This window comes from Geobacillus thermopakistaniensis (genome assembly GCF_000498995.1).
Lineage (GTDB): Bacteria > Bacillota > Bacilli > Bacillales > Anoxybacillaceae > Geobacillus > Geobacillus thermoleovorans.
The window spans coordinates 22,734-40,320 of sequence record NZ_AYSF01000034.1; the positions used below are offsets into that span (position 1 = coordinate 22,734).

Consider the following 17,587-nt stretch of genomic DNA (forward strand, 5'->3'; position numbering starts at 1 on the left):
ACCAGTGGGAAAAGCGAAGAACATCATCCGCATTGGGGTCGGGGCGGTGTTGGCCGCATGGACGGCGCTGCAAGCGCCAGAAGCGGATGCCGGAGCGAATGTCGTCTACTGGGAAGGCATGCGCCTTGTGCAGGGGCAAATTGGAAAATTGGAGATCGTGAAACCGATTAACCTATGGAAACGGGAAAACGGGGCGCTGACGTTTGTCCGCGTGTTGCAGCCTGGAGAACAGTACCGGGTGTATTCGTATGACGAGGCGTTTGGCGGCCAATACGGGGTTGGCGGTGGATATTACGTCACCAATATCAAAGGACATGTTGTGTATAAAACGCCGTCGAGGGAGAAGCTGAAGCTTGTCAATCCGGGGCGGTATGGAGCGAGGCAGTTGGCGGTCGGCACGGTGGTAAAGGAGGTGTCGACGCGCATCGCCTCTGGGGTGGAAAAAGAGGAAATGGAAGTCGTCGGAACGCGCGGCAAGCAGCACGTGTACAAGCTTGACATCGATACGTCGAATGAGAGGCTGGTCATTGAGACGGCGCTGTCCAATGATCAAGTGCTTGGCATTGAACCGGTGCTTGAGCAGGCAAAACGGTACGATGGCCGCGACGGAACCGTGCTGGCGGCGGTGAACGGCGATTATTTCAAACAGGATGGTTCGCCGACCGATTTGATGGTGCACCGTGGGGAAATTGTGATAACAAATACGACGCCGGCGGCGGAACGGACGATTTTTGGCATCAGCGCTGATGGGAAGCCGATGATTGGAAACCCAGATGTTCAAATTGGCGTTCGAATTGGACAAGGAATCTCATATCCCGTCGATGGCATCAACAAGCCGCGGCGCGCTCATCAGTTGATTTTGTACACCCCGTATTTCGCTGCTTCCACGAAAACGAACGCTCTTGGGACGGAAGTCGTGCTGACGAATGTACAAGGGGTGTTGAACGGGAATGGAACGGTCACCGGAACGGTGAAGAAAGTTGTAGTCGGTCAAGGCGATGAACCGCTCCAGCCTGGAGAGCTCGTGTTGTCGGGCCATGGCCGGGCGAGCGACTATTTGCGGCAGGCGAAAGAAGGGGATGCGGTGGAAATTTCCCTTCAGTATGACCAGCCCGAATGGAGTGGGGTGAAAGAAGCGCTCGGCGGCCGATACCGGTTGGTGGCGGATGGAAAAGTGCAGCCGTTTTCGATTGAAGGAGTCCATCCGCGTACAGCCGTCGGCATTGACAAGAACGGAAATGTCATGCTCGTCGTTGTCGATGGCCGCCAGCCTGCCCATAGCCAAGGAATGACATTGAATGAGCTGGCCAAGCTGATGTATGAGCTTGGCGCCGTCGATGCGATGACGCTCGATGGCGGCGGTTCTTCGACATTTGTCGTCCGCCAGCCAAACGGGCAGCTCAAAGTCGAAAACAAACCGTCTGATGGATTTGCGCGTCCGGTGGCGAATGCGCTTCTTGTTGTGTACAAAGAGACGCAAGAGAACGGGGAAAGCGAAGAAGTGCTTGATGATTTTGAGGCCGAGTCGAAGTGGAATGCATCGGGCGTCAACTATGTGGGGGCGGCGGTCGAGCGGACGACAGAAAAGGTGAGAGAAGGAAAGCAGGCGCTGAAAATTTCATATGATTTTCGCGGGATGCCAGGGACATCCGGCGTCTATGCTAGTCGGGAGGAAGCGATTTGGATTTCGAAACGGCCGCAAGCGATTGGCATGTGGGTGTATGGAGACGGAAGCGGCCATTGGCTGCGCGCCCAGCTGCGGGATGGAAGCGGGCGCCGCATCTGGATCGATTTTGCCCGCCATGTCGATTGGACCGGTTGGAAATATGTGCAAGCCGCTGTGCCTAGCGATGTCGCGCTTCCGCTCATGCTGGAGATGCCGGTGCGTTATATGGAAACGGAAGCGGGACGGAAAAACGCCGGAGCGATTTATATCGACGGCCTTCGCGCCATCTTCCGCTGATGCGCTCGCCTCCCCTGCTTGCCTAGAAGGATGGTGAATGAACAAGGGATGTTGCTCATCGATAGGGGTTCCGAAATCGAGAAAGTCCTTGCATGCTGCTCTTCTAGGCATTTGCATTTCTCTGAAAAGTATTGTATATATTATAAAATGGGCGGATAGGCAAACCACAAGGGAGGCAAAAGTTTGACGATGGACGAGCAAACGTTGTTGGAGCAGTTGCGGAAAAATCCGCCGAAGCTGGTCGGAGGATATAAAAAACAAGGATGGGCGATCAAAGTGTTGGAGCGAATCGCCAATCCGGATGTGGAAGACGAAGGGGACGGTCGGGTGACGGCCAAAGCGGTGCTGCGGGCGCAAGACGGCACGTATTACCCGGCTTTTTTGACAATTGACCTCAATCAACAAGGAAGAGTCGTCGGCGTCTATTTTATCGCTGAAAACAAGGAGCAGTTCGATTTGATTCCGTTCGAATGGGCGAAAGAGTTTCTTGGCAAGCCAGAGCAGGAAATCGTTCCGTTTCGCTACCGGACGCTGAGCAAAATCGACGGCGACAAGCAGCAAACCCATTGGCCGGACTTTAGTTGATCAAGGCTGGCTCTGACAGTCAAAAAGGTGGCTGAAGAGTCGGCCTTATTTTATGCTTTGAAGGGCTTAAGTTCGATTTTTTTCAGAACATATTTTCATTTTGTGTCTTTTCCAGTAAAATTGAAATACATGTTTACTATTTTCATAGATAGCAGGTGAAAGTGTGAGGAGAAAACGGAGAAAAGCATTTTCCATCATCGGATGGCTGGCGGTGTTTTGGTTGTCGTTTTCGCTGTTGGCTGTTCAGGCGGAAGCGGCCCCGTTCCCAAGTGTGGAGAGGCTTGAACAGCATGCCGCCCAGCTTGAGCGGGCGATGAAAGCGGATCAATGGTCCAAGCCGTACCGTCTCTTCAACCAAGTCAAACGCGATTATGAGGCGGCAAAAAAAGAAGTGGCGCGCGTGCGTCCACAAACGGCAAGGGCGCAGTTGGAAAAACGGATCGCGGCCGGAGAACAGACGATGAAAAAGGCTTCCGCCTATATCAGCGCGGTCGAAAGCGGGGAGCGATTGCGCACCTTGACGGCCAACGTCGACCGGGCGCTGCGGACGGGGGATGTGGATGTTGTGTACGATTCCTATGGTCCGCTGGAATATCAAATGCGCAAAACAGCGATTCTCATCGGCCGCGTTCCGGGAGCGTCGCTGCGCGAAAAGATGGAAGGATGGTTTCAACGCCCGGCTTTGTCTGTCAAGCTGCGTGCCTATTATCCCATCAATATTATGAAAGCCATGGACAAGCTGCTTGATGCGTATGATGAAGGGGATATCGCGCGGGCGGAGCGGTTGCTGTCGCTTTGCGACCGGTGGCTGCCAAACGTGGTGGATGCGGCGACGCGCAAGCAGCTGGCGGTGTATATCGATGATTTTAAAGCGCCGGTTGTCTTAGATGTCGATATCGAATAAACCGGCGCATGTCGGGAGAGGAGAGACGGATATGAATGTGATTCAGCGATGGGCGGCGGCTCTTATGTTGCTTGCGGCTTCATTTTCGGTTTGGAGTCCGCCGGCGGAGGCGGCGACGGCTCCGGCGTCAACGAAGGTGCTCGAAGAAGTGCGGGAGTTGGTTCGTCAGTATTATGTTGAACCCGTAAGCGATCGAGTGTTGAAAGCCAGCACCCCGCAAGATATTGTCAAACAGCTTGACCCGTATTCTGCCTATATGACAAAGGAAGAATACGAGGAATTTTTGAAGTGGATCGATATGGAGTCTGTCGGCATCGGCGTGATGATTGAGGAAGATGAGGACGGCGTCCACATCATGTCTGTCTTGGACAATGGGCCAGCCGCCCGCGCCGGACTGCAGCCGGGCGATGTGATTCAGGCTGTTGACGGGCAGCCGGTAACGAATGAGACAATGGAAAAAGTATTGAGCTTGATTGCAGGGGAAGAAGGAACGACGGTGGCCGTAACCGTTTGGCGGCCGTCGACCGAGGAAACCGTCAGCGTCACCATCAAGCGGGAAAAAATCGACTGGCCGAACGTTGAGTTCAAACGGCTGGCAGGGAATATCGGCTATATTCAGCTATATAGTTTTGATGAGACAGCGCCCGGTGAGATCGAACGCGCCATCCGCTCGTTAAGCGGGGTGAAAGGGTGGATTTTTGACCTCCGCGACAATCCGGGGGGATATGTGGAAACGGCGCAGAAAATCGCTGGCTTTTTCCCGAATGTGAAACAGGCGTTTCAGTTGCGCGACCGTTCGAATCACCCAGAAGTGTATGCCGCTGTCAAACAGCCGGTGCAAATGACGGGACCGATCCGGCTGCTTGTCAACGCGTCGAGCGCGAGTGCGTCGGAAATGTTGGCGGCGGCGGTGAAGGAGCAAAAGGCGGCCGTTTTGTATGGGCAACGGACGTTTGGCAAAGGATCGATGCAGGAAATGTTTGAGCTGTCGGACGGCAGCATGTTGAAGTTGACCGTCGCCCACTTTTTCTCGCCAAAAGGGACGCCGATTCATAACGTTGGGGTGAAGCCGGATGTGCCGACGGTCGTTGGGAAAGAGCTGTATGCCGCTCACCGCGATTTGCTGATTGGGCAGCTGAAAGGGTATCAGTCGCTCGGCAAGCTGCGCAATGCGCCGGTCGATAAGACGTTTGTCGTCCGTTTCTCTCGTCCGCTCGCCAATACCGCGGTAAGCGGAGTAAAATTGTATCAATTAGGTGGACAGGAAGTAGCGGTGACGGCGCAAATCCGCCGGGGGACGGAGCTTTTGATCAAACCGGCAGCGAAGCTGGCCAAAGGGCAGAGCTATTTGTTGGTCATTCCGCCGGTGTTAAAAAGCAAAGACGGCGTAGCGATGAAAAAAGGCGCTTACATGGAGATTCAAACCGCTGCTTCTACGAAATAAGGCTCTCCCATCGAGATGCGTTGGATAGCCGTCTGCTCTTGATGGTGCAAAGTTCGGCTGCTTCGACTAAGGCGCGGCCGACAGCGGGAGCGCGGTCGTTTTGAACGGAACGATGCAAAGAAAGCTGGCCTCCATCGGTCGTTTGGCGACCATGGGGGCCAGCTTTTTGCAGGTTACTCGTCGCTTGACGGCGTTTCTTGCTTTTCGCTCTGTGCCGGGGAGGATGGGATTGTCACCTTCCAGGACGTCCAATCCGGTTCTGCTTTGTGCAGCAATTCCGGTGGGAAGAGGAACGTCCATGGTTTGCTGGTGTGGGCTTTCACTTCCAGATGGCAGGGAAATAATCCGCGGGCGACGATGTCGCCAGCATGATCCCGCACTTCAAGCGGGATTTGTTCAAAATGGATATGTTTGTCGCTGCCGTTGCGAATGAGCAACGTGACGCCTAGTTCACCGGAAGGCAGCTGTTTCGCTTCAATGCCCATGAAGTTCACCTCTCCGGGAGCGGGAGGCGGAACCGAGTCAACGAGGGCTTGCAGCTGTTGGCGCTGCTTGGCCGACAGCGCCTGCTCCCAGCTTTCCTCTAGGTCGAGCCGATGCCGCGGTGTCAGTTCAAAGGCGATCTTCCATCCATCTGCGGGCAACTGATCGACGAGCTTGTCCTCGGCGGCGAACAAAAACCGCCACGGGCGGGCCGTCATCGGCGGCAGTTCGCCGAAAGCGCTCATATCAAACTCTTTGCGGGCGATCGCCGTGCCATCCTCGTCAAGCAGCAACAGGCGGATTCGTTCAAAGCGAACCGGCTTCGGCAGCGTGTTGCGCAAAATGGCGACAGCGACAAACCCATCGTTGTATTCGACCAGCTTGACGCCGGAAATGGAAATTTGGTTTGGCTGAAGCGGCGGCAGCTGTTCGTGGTAAAAGCGATAGACGTACGTTTCTTCCGGAGACAGCTGCCAGTCCGGATGAAACGACAGCGTCGTTTTCGTTCCGACCTCCGGCTGTTTGACATGTTGCGCCGGCAGCTCGGCTTCCGGTTGCGTGCGTTGTTTTCGTCGGAAAATCATAGGGAACCTCCTTTACGAGGCGGCGTGCTGCGCCGCGGTTATGGTTTGTTCGCGGCGGCGGCCGCTTCGTCATCGATGACAAACTGGCTTTTCAAATAGTTCATGGCTGTCGTGCAAATGCCGGCGTCGATCGCTTGCTGCAGCGCGACGAATTCGCGGTAGGCGTCCATTTCAAAGGCGCGGTACGGATCCTCTTGGCCGTAGCTGCGCAAATGAATCCCCTCTTTTAATAAATTCAGTTGATTTAAGTGGCGAATCCAGTGGGCGTCGATTGTTTCGACCATCAAATGCTTAAGCCGCATGGTTTGTTCTTCGTCGCACGGAAGATCGGCGAGCGCCGCTTCAAGCGATTTGTATTCGTCCCAAACAAGCTGGGCGATTTCTTCTTTTTGCTTATGGCGAAGATCATCAATCGGATAGGCAAACCGGAAAAAGGCACGGCGCAGCTCGTTGTGCAGTCCTTCGATGTTCCACTCTTCAAAAAAGACGTTTTCCGGACAATAACGGTCGATTGTTTGCGTGATATGGCGATGGATGTGCCGAAGGAGCTCGGACAGCACCTCTGCTTGCTTCAGCGCCAAGACGCGATCGCGCATATGGTAGATGACTTTGCTTTGTTGGTCGATCACGGTGTCCAATTTCAATAAATGCAATCGCGCCGAATAATGGGCGTTTTCGATCGTTGTTTGCACTTTTTGGACGAACTTGATCGGGTCGGGCGACACGATGCGCCCGGTTTCATCCGTCTCGACTTTGCTTTTCCATTTTTTCAATTCATCTTGATCATACAAGCGGAATAAATCGTCGTCGAGCGAAATGATAAACTGGGAAGACCCCGGATCCCCTTGGCGTCCTGCCCGGCCGCGCAGCTGCATATCAATGCGATGGCTTTCATGGCGCTCTGTGCCAATGATGTGCAGCCCGCCCAGTTCCTTGACGCCTTCCCCAAGCAAAATATCGGTCCCGCGCCCGGCCATATTGGTGGCGATCATCACTTGCCCTTTTTGCCCGGCGGTCGCGATGATGCGCGCCTCTTCTTCCTCCGTTTTGGCATTGAGCAGGTGGTGAGGGATGCCTGCTTTCGAAAACGCTGCTGACAACCGTTCCGACTGAGCGACCGATGTCGTGCCGATGAGAACAGGGCGGCCGATGGCATTCATTTTTTTCACTTCGTCAATAATTTTCCGTACTTTCGCCTCGTACGTCTGGTAGACGAGGTCGTTCCAGTCGGTGCGTCGGGATGGCCGGTTTGTCGGAATCGTAATAACGCGCAGCCGGTACGTTTGCCAAAATTCTTCTTTCGACGGCGTAGCGCTGCCGGTCATCCCGGCCAGCTTCTCATACATGCGAAAATAGTTTTGGATCGTAATCGTTGCTTGGATGTCGTTTTCTTCGGTGATTTCCACACCTTCTTTCGCTTCAATCGCTTGATGCAGGCCGTCGCTGAACGAGCGTCCTTCCATCACCCGGCCGGTGAACGGGTCAACGATCATCACTTTGCCGTTTTTGACGATGTAATCGACATCCCGCCGCATGATAAACCAAGCGCGCAGCGACTGCATCGCATGATGGAGCAGCACGTGATGCTCCCAGTCGTATAGGTTATCGATGCCAAACGCCCGCTCGATTTTTTGCGCCCCTTCTTCGGTGAGGAAAATTTGTTTCGTCTCCGGAGACCGTTCATACTCTTTTCCTTCTTCGAAGGTGCGGACGATGCGTGCCATAATCGGGAACAATTCGGCTCCGATTCCCGATTTATTGGCGATGATGAGCGGGGTGCGCGCTTCGTCGATTAAAATGCTGTCGATTTCATCGATGATGGCGTAATACAGCGGGCGCTGCACTTTATCTTCGAGGCGGTACACCATGTTGTCGCGCAAATAATCAAAGCCGAACTCGGTGCCGGTGCCGTACGTGATGTCGGCCGCGTACGCTTCTTTTTTCTCGCTGGCCGTCATTTGCGACACATTCAGGCCGACGGTTAAGCCGAGAAAGCGGAACACACGGCCCATTTGTTCGCAGTCCCGGCGCGCCAAATATTCGTTGGCCGTAATAATGTGGACGCCTTTTCCAAGGAGGGCGTGCAAGTAGCTTGGCAAAGTGGCCGCCAACGTCTTTCCTTCCCCGGTCTGCATTTCGGCGATGTTTCCTTCATGCATCGCCAATCCGCCCATCAGTTGCACGTCGTAATGGCGCAGACCGAGCACGCGCCGCGCCGCCTCCCGGACGACGGCAAACGCCTCGGTTTTTATGTCATCGAGCGTCTCGCCGCGTTCGAGCCGTTCTTTGAAGACAACCGTTTTTTGGCGCAGTTGTTCATCGCTCAGCGAAGAAATGGTTGGTTCCCATTCATTGATTTGCGCCGCCAGCTTGGCAAGACGCTGCACTTCTCGCGCGCTTTCGTCAAATAGTTGCTTTACTTTTGCAAACATATGTCCATTCCTCTCCTAGACAGGCGTGATTCACATCAAGTGCTCTAAAACCTAATTATAGCACAAGATGTTTCCTGTGGAGGGAGGATGTAAAATGTGGAATCGTTCGCCGGATTGGCGCTCGAGCTTCTCGCGGCAAGGGAAAAAGAAATTTTCCATCCTTGGGGACAAAAAAGGGGTGTAAAAAAAGATTGATTTACTCATCGTATATGGTAACATAAAGATGATGTGTGTTTCCGCGATTTTATAAGGCCAAGGTGATTGCACATGAATATGGAAGCATTTGCCGCATGTTTGGCTTCGTTTATTACAGTATTGGTCATCACCCCATTCGTGATCAAGCTCGCCATCAAAATTGGGGCGGTCGATCGGCCGAACGGGAGAAAAGTGCATACAAAAGTCATGCCAAGGCTTGGCGGATTGGCCATTTTTATCGGTGTCGCCGTCGGCTATTTTGTCGGCGGGGTGTATAAAGAGCAAGTGACGGGGATGACGGTCGGCGCCATCATCATCGTGCTCGTCGGGATGCTCGACGATTTGTACGAGCTGTCGCCAAAAGTGAAGCTGGCCGGCCAGTTGCTGGCGGCGTTCGTCGTTGTCGCTTCCGGGCTGAAGGTCGATCTTTTGACTGTCCCGTTTGTCGGCACGTTTGAGTTGGGGCTGTGGAGCTACCCGATCACCATATTTTGGATTATCGCGATTACGAACGCCATCAACTTGATCGACGGGTTGGACGGATTGTCCGCAGGCATTTCCGCCATTGGAATTGCGGCCATTGCCGTCATGGCGGGCATGGCGGGCAAAATGCTCATTTTCACGCTCTGCTTGATCATCTTGGGCAGCGTCATCGCTTTCTTGTTTTACAACTTCCACCCGGCGAAAATTTTCATGGGGGATACCGGCGCGTTGTTTTTAGGTTATGCCATTTCCGTCCTGTCGGTGCTAGGGCTTTACAAAAGCGTGACGCTCTTCAGCTTCGTCGTTCCGGTGATCATTTTGGGCGTGCCGATTTTCGATACGACATTTGCCATTATTCGCCGCATTGTGAATAAAAGGCCGATCTCGGCGCCGGATAAGTCGCATCTTCATCATCGACTGCTGGCTCTCGGCTTTTCGCATCGCAACACGGTCTTGCTCATTTATGCGTTTGGCCTGATGTTTGCCATCAGCGCGATTTTGTTCTCCGCCTCGACGTTATGGCAGTCCATTCTCATCGTCTTTGCCTTGATCGTCTTCGGGGAACTGCTTGCTGAACTGATCGGCTTGGTCAATGATCAGTACAAGCCGTTTATGACCTTTATTCGCAAGCTGCTTCGGGGAAGCCGAAAAGTATACGGAAATGACCGATAAATAGCAAATGGGCCGTTTGTGTCATGAAAGGGACAAACGGCTTTTTTCAGGAATTGCCCTTCTTTGGAAAATTATACCCTTCTTTTTCGTTGTTTATGCAGCTTCTGCCGTTCCTTCGCTGATTTTTTTTGCGGCAAGGCCAAGATTGCCACAAAACTGTCATTATATATTGACGCAAATGTGATAAACTAAACATGTTTATTCTATATATTTTTTGGATTTGGAGGAACTTGCGATGAACGTGCCAATGTTGGATTTAAGCGAACAGTATGAACAATTGAAGCCGGAGATCATGCGCGTATTGGATGAAGTGATGCGCTCCTCTCGCTTTATTTTAGGAGATTATGTCAAAAAGCTAGAAGCAGATATTGCTGCCTACAGCCGGGCGAAACACGGAATCGGCTGCGGCAACGGAAGCGATGCGATACATATTGCTTTGCAAGCGGCCGGCGTCGGGCCGGGCGATGAAGTCATCACAACGGCGTTCACCTTTTTCGCGACGGCAGGATCGATTGCGCGGGCCGGCGCCAAACCGGTGTTTGTCGATATCGATCCGGTGACGTTCAACATCGATCCGGCGCAAATTGAAGCGGCGGTGACGGAGAAAACGAAAGCCATCATCCCGGTGCATTTGTACGGGCAAATGGCGGATATGGAGGCGATCGCCGCGATTGCCAAGCGGCATGGATTGGTTGTCATCGAGGACGCCGCCCAGGCGATCGGCGCGAAATACAACGGGAAATGCGTCGGCGAGCTTGGGACGGCGGCGACGTACAGTTTCTTCCCGACGAAAAACTTGGGCGCCTACGGGGATGGCGGCATGATCATTACGAACGATGACGAACTGGCGGAAAAATGCCGGGTCATCCGCGTTCATGGCAGCAAGCCGAAATATTACCATCATGTACTTGGCTACAACAGCCGCCTTGATGAGATGCAAGCGGCGATTTTAAGCGTCAAATTCCCGCATCTGGATCGGTGGACGGAACAGCGGCGCAAGCATGCGGCGACGTATACGCGCCTGCTCGAGGAGGCGGTCGGCGACCTTGTTGTGACGCCGAAAGAAGTCGATGGGCGCTATCATGTGTTCCATCAATACACGATTCGAGCGCCGAAGCGAGACGAGCTGCAAGCGTTTTTGAAAGAACAAGGGATCGCGACGATGGTGTACTATCCGCTGCCGCTGCATTTGCAGCCGGTGTTTGCTTCGCTCGGGTATAAGGAAGGGCAGTTGCCGGAGGCGGAAAAAGCGGCGAAAGAAGCGCTGTCGCTGCCGATGTTCCCAGAGCTGAAAGAGGAGCAGCAACAGTACGTCGTGGAGAAAATTGCGGAATTTTACCGTCATTCCGCTTGATCGTCCAACCGGCCAAAGGAGACGTCACTTGCGCACAGCAATGGCGTTTTCTTTGGCGTTGGATCATTTGTTTTGTTCACAACACTTTGTTATTTTATGATAAGGGATGGTGGCCGGATTGACGGCGGAAAAACGACCGTTTGTGCTATACGAATATTTGCGCTTTTTTTGGCAGCGAAAATGGTGGTTTCTTCTCGTTCCGCTTGCAACGATCGTTTTGACCGTCATCGCAGGGCGGTTTTTGCTGCAGGGGGAGAAGTATACGGGGAAAGCTGTCGTGTTTACCGGATCGATTGACGTAAAAGAGTTGACGGATCCGAAAAATATAGAAGCGAAGTTTCCTGAGGTGAAAAACTTGGATGTCGTCGTTCCTGAGGAACAGTACGTGCAAATCACTGTCAAAGGCGACGATGAACAAGACGTGAGTCGAGAATTGAAGCTTGTTGTGTCGGAATACAGTCAGGAGCTCAAGCGCCATTCGCAAGAGCGGATTGATGTCACCACGAAATACTTGCATGCGCTGGAAGAACGGGAGCGCGCATTGCAGCAAAAAGTCGATTATTATAGCGAACAAATACAGTCGGGCCGCTTGAATCCAGAACAGCTCAATGACATCAGTGACTTGTTGGTCGAGTCGGAAAACAACTTGACCGAAGTGATGGAGCGCGTCAATCGCATCCGCGGCAATCTTGTCTTTTACGAAAAACCGGCCGTGTTGTCGGAAACGGTGGCGAAATCGAAAACGTATACGGGGCAGCTGATGGCCGTCGGCCTTGTCCTCGGCCTGTTTTTGACGGTCGTTTGGCTCGTGCTTTGGAAGTATATATTGGACGCGAGGAGGTACTATTCTTCATGATCCGTTTTGCCATTGTCGGCATGGGGCATATCGCCAAAAAACATATCGATGCCATTGAAAAGGCGGACGGCGCCGAGCTGGCGGCAGTGTGCGACACGAATCCGGAACGTTTGCGCGACGTGTCGGACGTTCCTGTTTACACTGATATGGAGACGATGTTGAAGGAGAACGAACAGATCGATGTCGTCAACATTTGTGTTCCGTCTGGATTGCACGCGCGGCTGGCCAAGCTGGCGGCCCGCTATCGCCGTCATATCATTGTGGAAAAGCCGATGGCGCTCCGTGTGAGCGACGCCGAAGAGATGATCCGCGCGGCGAAAGAATACGACGTGAAGCTCGCGGTCGTTCATCCGAACCGCTTTCGTCCGGCTATTCGGAAGCTGAAAGAGGCGATGGAGCGCGGGATGTTCGGAAAACTGAGCCATGCGAACGCCACGGTGCGCTGGAATCGAAATCAAGCCTATTATGACCAGGCGGCGTGGCGGGGGACGAAAGAGTTTGACGGCGGCGTCCTGATGAATCAAGCCATTCACAATTTGGATTTGCTGCTTTGGCTGATGGGGCCGGTCAAGGCGGTGCAAGCGATGGCGGCGACCCGTCTGCGCAAGATTGAGACGGAAGATGTCGCGGCGGCGGTCGTCGAGTTTGAAAGCGGGGCGCTTGGCGTCATTGAGGCAGCGACGACGATTTATCCGCAAAACTTGGAGGAATCGATCGCCATTTTCGGCGAAACGGCATCAGTGAAAATCGGCGGCCGGACGGCCAACTTTATCGAAACGTGGGAAGCGGAAGGCGTCAGCGAGGAAGAACGGGCAAAGCTCATCGATGAGATCAACGCCGACCCGTTTGGCAAGCCGGGGCACCAATGGATCATTGAAGATATGGTGCAAGCGATTCGCGAAAGCCGCGAGCCGATCGTCACTGGTTGGGACGGATTGGCTCCTGTTCGGCTGATCGAAGCGATTTTGCGTTCGGCGGAAACGGGGACAAGAGTGCAACTATCTGAGTAGAAAGGAATGAGAGGAATGAACTACGCGGAACGGCTGTTGCAAAAGTTTGAGAAACGCGACGCGGTCATCGGCGTGGTCGGGCTTGGCTACGTCGGGCTGCCGCTGGCAGTCGAAAAAGCAAAAGCAGGGTTTCATGTCATTGGCTTTGACATCCAACAAAGCCGCGTCGATCAAGTGAACAATGGGATCAACTACATCGGCGATGTCGTCGATGAAGATTTGCATGAGATGGTCAAACAAGGGCGGCTTGTGGCGACGACCGATTACGCCCGGATCGCGGAAGTCGATGCCGTGGCGATCGCGGTGCCGACCCCGCTCGATGCGCATCACCAGCCGGATACGTCCTACGTTGAAAACTCGGCAAACGAAGTCGCCAAATACGCCCATGAAGGGATGCTTGTCGTTTTGGAATCGACCACCTATCCAGGCACGACGGAAGAAATCGTGAAACCGGCGCTGGAGAAAAAGGGGCTCGTCGTCGGGGAAACGGTGTTCGTTGCCTATTCGCCGGAGCGGGTTGACCCGGGCAACAAGCAGTTTAAGACGAAAAATACGCCGAAAGTCGTCGGCGGCGTGACAAAGACGTGCACGAAAGTGGCAGCGGCCATGTATCGAGCCGTGCTTGAAGGCGATGTGCACGAAGTGTCGAGTCCGGCGGTGGCGGAAATGGAGAAAATTTTTGAAAACACGTTTCGCCATATCAACATTGCGTTAGCGAACGAAATGGCCATTTTGTGCGAACGGATGGGCATTGATGTCTGGGAAGTCATCGATGCAGCGAAAACGAAGCCGTACGGATTTATGGCGTTTTATCCGGGGCCGGGGCTTGGCGGCCATTGCATTCCAATCGACCCGTTTTATTTGACATGGAAGGCGCGCGAATACAACTACCATACGCGCTTGATCGAGCTGGCCGGAGAAATCAACAACGCAATGCCGGAATATGTCGTCAACCGCGCGATGCTCATTTTGAACGAAGAAGGGAAGGCGCTGCGCGGTTCGAAAGTGACGGTGCTCGGCGTCGCCTACAAAAAAGACATTGATGATGTGCGCGAATCGCCAGTGTTGAAAATCGTCGAGCTGCTCGAGCAATACGGAGCGGAATTTGCGGTCGTCGACCCGTATGTTCCGTCGTTCCGGGCGTGCAACCGGGTGATTGAGACGGTCGAGCTGACGCCGGAACTGCTTGCACAGTCAGATCTTGTCTTGATTACGACGGATCATTCCAACATCGACTATGAAATGGTCGCTCGTCACAGCCGGGTCGTGTTTGACACACGCAATGCTATGAAAGATGTGTCGAAACCGGCAAAATACGTCAAATTGTAAGCGAAGGAGACGAAACCATGAACGTTGTCGATCCCTCTGTTGTTTGCGGTGAACGTGTCGAAATGGGCCATTTCACTGTCATCGAGGCGAATGTAAAAATCGGAAACGACGTTAAAATCGGACATCGCGTCACGATTCACGAAGGAACCGTCATCGGCGACGGCGTGACGATCGCCGACGGAGCGGTGCTCGGCAAACCGCCGAAGCCGGCGAAAACGAGCACCGTCAAGCTGTCGGGCGAGCTGCCGCCGCTTGTCATCGGCGACCATTGCACGATCGGCGCCAACGCCGTCATCTATCGAGGCGCGACGATCGGCGCCTACACATTGATCGCTGATTTGGCGAGCGTGCGCGAAAACGTGCACATCGGCCAATATGTGATCGTCGGGCGCGGGGTGTGCGTCGAAAACCACGTCCAAATCGGCGATCGGACGAAAATCCAGTCAAACTCCTACATCACGGCCTACACGACGCTCGAAGACCATGTGTTCATCGCCCCGTGCGTCACGACGACCAATGACAACTACATGGGGCGGACGGAAGAACGGTTCGCCAAAATCAAAGGGGCGACCGTCAAGCGCGGGGCGCGCGTCGGAGGCGGAGCGATTTTGCTGCCGGGCGTGACGGTGGCGGAAGAGACGTTTGTCGCCGCTGGGGCGCTCGTCACAAAAGATACGGAACCGAGGACGGTCGTGAAAGGATTCCCGGCGCGCTTCAGCAAAATGGTCGACGAGCGGGAGTTGTTATAAATTGTTCTCGGCATTCAAGCGTTTAGGAGCGGATTCGCTCCTTTACGCGTTTATGAACGTCGGCACGAAGCTGATTGCCTTTTTGATGCTGCCGATTTATACAAGCTATTTGTCAAAGGCGCAGTACGGGGCGGTCTACTTGATCGACCAATGGACGTCGATGCTGACATTTCTCGTCATTTTCGGTACGGATTCGGCGCTCTCTTTTTACTATTACGACACGGACGACAAAGAGAAGCGCCTTTTGTATGTGCGCAACGTCATGTACTTCCGGCTGTTTGTCGTCGCCATCTTATTTTTGGCTGTCGTTTTGGCCGGTCCGTGGATCGCAGGCGCGCTGTTTCAAGAACCTCGCTATGTCGATTTGCTGTACATCAGTATCGCGACGTTGCTGCTCGATACGATTTTCGTCATGGCGACGACGGTGCTGCGGTTTGAATTTCAGACGAAAAAAGTCGTGATTTGGACGCTCGTGAAAATGCTGCTTGTCTCTGTGCTGTCGTATGCGGCGCTCCGGTGGTTCGCGGCGACGCCGGAAGGGCTGCTCATCGGCCGGCTCGTGAGCAGCGCGCTCGTGTTTTTGTTGATGCTGCATTTGACCGTAAAGTATATGGTGTGGCGCGTGCGCTTTGACGTGTTAAAGGAGCTGCTTGCCTACGCCGCCCCGCTCGTGCCGACTTCGCTCGCCTTTTGGGTGATCGCCAACGTCAGCACGTTTTTCATCCAACGGTTTGCGTCGTTGGAGGAAGTCGGGGTGTTTGGGGTTGCCTTGCGTCTCGCGACCGTGATCACGCTCATCACGAGCGGCGTGCAGATGGCGTGGCGTCCGTATTCGATGTCGATGAAAGACCGGCCGGAAAGCCGTGCGCTGTTTGCGAAAGTGTATATGGCGCTTTTGCTCATTGGAGCGTTTGGGCTGCTTTTGATCGCCACGGCGAGCCCGTGGCTTGTGGAAACCTTTTTCAAACCGGAATATCGCGATGCAGCGTCCTATATCCCGTTTTTATCGGCCGTCACGTTTTTGAACTTTTATTATCTGATTGTTTCCACCGGCTTGTTTTTGACAAAGGAAACCGGCTATATTTCACGGGTGTTCACGCTAGCGGCGCTTCTTCATCTTGCGTTGAACGCCGTTTTGGTGCCGCTTTGGCTCAGCTGGGGGGCGGTCGCGGCCAGCCTCATTACGTATATTGTCGCTGTGGCTTTCATTTTTCGCAAAAGCCAGCAAGTGTATCCTGTGCCAGTGTCATGGAAAAAGATGGCTTTGGTTTTGGTCGGCACATTGCTCGCCCTCATCGTCATCGTCTACGTTCAGCAGGCGCCGCTTGCTGACGGCTGGGTGCTCGCTGGTTGGGGCTTGTTTGCCGCCACGCTCTTTGCCAGCCGGGTTGATCGTGATTTGCGCCGTCCGGTGCGCACGATCGAGGATGAAAATGCGCAAAATACTTGATAACCGCTCATCTGATCTAGGAGGTGTTTCGGATGAAAATCGCCACCGTGTTAGGCGCCAGACCGCAGTTTATCAAGGCTGCCCCCGTCTCGCGCGTCTTGCGAAAACAATATACCGAAGTGCTGATCCATACCGGGCAGCACTATGACCCGAATATGTCGGCCATTTTTTTTGAGGAGTTGAATATTCCGACGCCTGACTACTATCTTGGGGTGGGTTCAGGCAGCCATGGAAAGCAAACGGGCGAAATGCTGATGAAAATTGAAGAAATTGTCATGCAAGAAAAACCGGATTATGTGCTCGTCTATGGCGATACGAACTCGACGCTCGCCGGCGCGTTGGTCGCTTCGAAGTTGCACATTCCGGTCATCCACGTCGAAGCCGGGCTGCGCAGCTTCAACAAGCAGATGCCGGAAGAAATCAACCGCATCATGACCGATCATGTCTCCGAGCTCTTATTTTGTCCAACGGAGACGGCCGTGGAAAATTTACGAAAAGAAAATATTACGCGAAACGTCTGGAATGTCGGCGACGTCATGTATGACGCCATTTTGTACAACAAGGAGCTCGCACAGCGCCAATCGACGATTTTGGCTGATTTGTCGCTGGCGGAACAATCCTACTACTTGATTACCATTCACCGAGCGGAAAATACCGATGACCCCGACAAATTGAAAGCCATTTTGGCTGCTTTTGCGGACATCGACGGGACGAAAGTGTGGCCGATTCATCCGCGGACGCGGCATAAGCTTGAAGAGTACGGCTTGGACGCTTCGGCGATTCCAGGGCTTCGGCTGATCGATCCGGTCGGTTATTTGGACATGCTTCGGCTAGAGAGCGGCGCGAAAAAAATCATCACCGATTCAGGCGGCGTGCAAAAGGAGGCGTATTTCTTGCGCGTGCCTTGCGTGACGGTGCGCGAACAAACCGAATGGGTGGAAACGCTCAAAGGCGGGGCGAACATCTTAACCGGCACGGACCGCGAGAAGATCGTCGCGGCGGTCCACAAGGAAGTCGCCCCTGTTTATGCGGACGTCTTTGGCGATGGGCATGCGGCGGAGAAAATCGTGGCGGCGATCGGACAGCGATAAGGG

14 protein-coding genes are annotated in these 17,587 nt (G+C 53.9%); 12 read left to right on the plus strand and 2 right to left on the minus strand.

Annotation, left to right across the window (positions count from 1 at the left end):
• Positions 1-4 precede the first annotated feature (4 nt).
• The 4 genes from T260_RS133530 to T260_RS133515 all read left to right on the plus strand — a co-directional run bounded on the left by T260_RS133530 (position 5) and on the right by T260_RS133515 (position 4,896).
• Positions 5-1,963, plus strand: a complete 1,959-nt coding sequence (locus tag T260_RS133530; protein WP_023633620.1) for a phosphodiester glycosidase family protein — start codon at positions 5-7, stop codon at positions 1,961-1,963.
• 183 nt (positions 1,964-2,146) lie between these two features.
• A complete protein-coding gene (locus tag T260_RS133525) occupies positions 2,147-2,548 on the plus strand; it encodes a hypothetical protein (RefSeq protein ID WP_021321954.1) in 402 nt (133 codons plus the stop codon).
• Between the two features lie 163 nt (positions 2,549-2,711).
• Entirely contained in the window at positions 2,712-3,452 is a 741-nt protein-coding gene (locus T260_RS133520; RefSeq protein ID WP_023633621.1) for a hypothetical protein, read from the plus strand.
• 31 nt (positions 3,453-3,483) lie between these two features.
• Positions 3,484-4,896, plus strand: a complete 1,413-nt coding sequence (locus tag T260_RS133515; RefSeq protein WP_023633622.1) for a S41 family peptidase — start codon at positions 3,484-3,486, stop codon at positions 4,894-4,896.
• Between the two features lie 173 nt (positions 4,897-5,069).
• Here the strand turns inward: T260_RS133515 and T260_RS133510 are convergent, their stop codons facing one another.
• A complete protein-coding gene (locus tag T260_RS133510) occupies positions 5,070-5,963 on the minus strand; it encodes an accessory Sec system S-layer assembly protein (RefSeq protein ID WP_021321957.1) in 894 nt (297 codons plus the stop codon).
• A 38-nt stretch (positions 5,964-6,001) separates the two neighbouring features.
• The gene (secA2, locus tag T260_RS133505) at positions 6,002-8,395 is read right to left on the minus strand and encodes an accessory Sec system translocase SecA2 (protein WP_023633623.1); all 2,394 of its coding nucleotides are present in this window, start codon (positions 8,393-8,395) and stop codon (positions 6,002-6,004) included.
• A gap of 267 nt (positions 8,396-8,662) precedes the next feature.
• Between secA2 and T260_RS133500 the strand changes: the two genes are divergently transcribed.
• The 8 genes from T260_RS133500 to wecB all read left to right on the plus strand — a co-directional run bounded on the left by T260_RS133500 (position 8,663) and on the right by wecB (position 17,584).
• Complete coding sequence (locus T260_RS133500; RefSeq protein WP_020278877.1) at positions 8,663-9,745, plus strand: glycosyltransferase family 4 protein; 1,083 nt, start codon at positions 8,663-8,665, stop codon at positions 9,743-9,745.
• A 235-nt stretch (positions 9,746-9,980) separates the two neighbouring features.
• Complete coding sequence (locus T260_RS133495; RefSeq protein WP_021321960.1) at positions 9,981-11,099, plus strand: DegT/DnrJ/EryC1/StrS family aminotransferase; 1,119 nt, start codon at positions 9,981-9,983, stop codon at positions 11,097-11,099.
• A gap of 118 nt (positions 11,100-11,217) precedes the next feature.
• A complete protein-coding gene (locus tag T260_RS133490; protein ID WP_031206184.1) occupies positions 11,218-11,955 on the plus strand; it encodes a GumC domain-containing protein in 738 nt (245 codons plus the stop codon).
• A complete protein-coding gene (locus T260_RS133485; protein ID WP_023633624.1) occupies positions 11,952-12,965 on the plus strand; it encodes a Gfo/Idh/MocA family protein in 1,014 nt (337 codons plus the stop codon). Before T260_RS133490 ends, T260_RS133485 begins: the two co-directional genes overlap by 4 nt.
• Positions 12,966-12,980: 15 nt before the next feature.
• Positions 12,981-14,294 carry a nucleotide sugar dehydrogenase gene (locus T260_RS133480; RefSeq protein ID WP_020278880.1) on the plus strand — a complete coding sequence of 438 codons (1,314 nt, stop codon included), beginning with the start codon at positions 12,981-12,983 and terminating at the stop codon, positions 14,292-14,294.
• A 17-nt stretch (positions 14,295-14,311) separates the two neighbouring features.
• A complete protein-coding gene (locus T260_RS133475; protein ID WP_011232634.1) occupies positions 14,312-15,043 on the plus strand; it encodes an N-acetyltransferase in 732 nt (243 codons plus the stop codon).
• A gap of 1 nt (position 15,044) precedes the next feature.
• Complete coding sequence (locus tag T260_RS133470) at positions 15,045-16,493, plus strand: lipopolysaccharide biosynthesis protein (protein WP_021321963.1); 1,449 nt, start codon at positions 15,045-15,047, stop codon at positions 16,491-16,493.
• Between the two features lie 32 nt (positions 16,494-16,525).
• Positions 16,526-17,584 carry a non-hydrolyzing UDP-N-acetylglucosamine 2-epimerase gene (gene wecB / locus T260_RS133465; protein WP_011232632.1) on the plus strand — a complete coding sequence of 353 codons (1,059 nt, stop codon included), beginning with the start codon at positions 16,526-16,528 and terminating at the stop codon, positions 17,582-17,584.
• Positions 17,585-17,587: the final 3 nt, after the last annotated feature.

Bases quoted from the DNA above. Each gene is read 5' to 3' on its own strand.
- wecB (WP_011232632.1), top strand. From the start codon at position 16,526: ATGAAAATCGCCACCGTGTTAGGCGCCAGACCGCAGTTTATCAAGGCT.
- T260_RS133475 (WP_011232634.1), top strand. From the start codon at position 14,312: ATGAACGTTGTCGATCCCTCTGTTGTTTGCGGTGAACGTGTCGAAATG.
- T260_RS133500 (WP_020278877.1), top strand. From the start codon at position 8,663: ATGAATATGGAAGCATTTGCCGCATGTTTGGCTTCGTTTATTACAGTA.
- secA2 (WP_023633623.1), bottom strand. From the start codon at position 8,395: ATGTTTGCAAAAGTAAAGCAACTATTTGACGAAAGCGCGCGAGAAGTG.
- T260_RS133515 (WP_023633622.1), top strand. From the start codon at position 3,484: ATGAATGTGATTCAGCGATGGGCGGCGGCTCTTATGTTGCTTGCGGCT.
- T260_RS133510 (WP_021321957.1), bottom strand. From the start codon at position 5,963: ATGATTTTCCGACGAAAACAACGCACGCAACCGGAAGCCGAGCTGCCG.
- T260_RS133485 (WP_023633624.1), top strand. From the start codon at position 11,952: ATGATCCGTTTTGCCATTGTCGGCATGGGGCATATCGCCAAAAAACAT.
- T260_RS133495 (WP_021321960.1), top strand. From the start codon at position 9,981: ATGAACGTGCCAATGTTGGATTTAAGCGAACAGTATGAACAATTGAAG.
- T260_RS133480 (WP_020278880.1), top strand. From the start codon at position 12,981: ATGAACTACGCGGAACGGCTGTTGCAAAAGTTTGAGAAACGCGACGCG.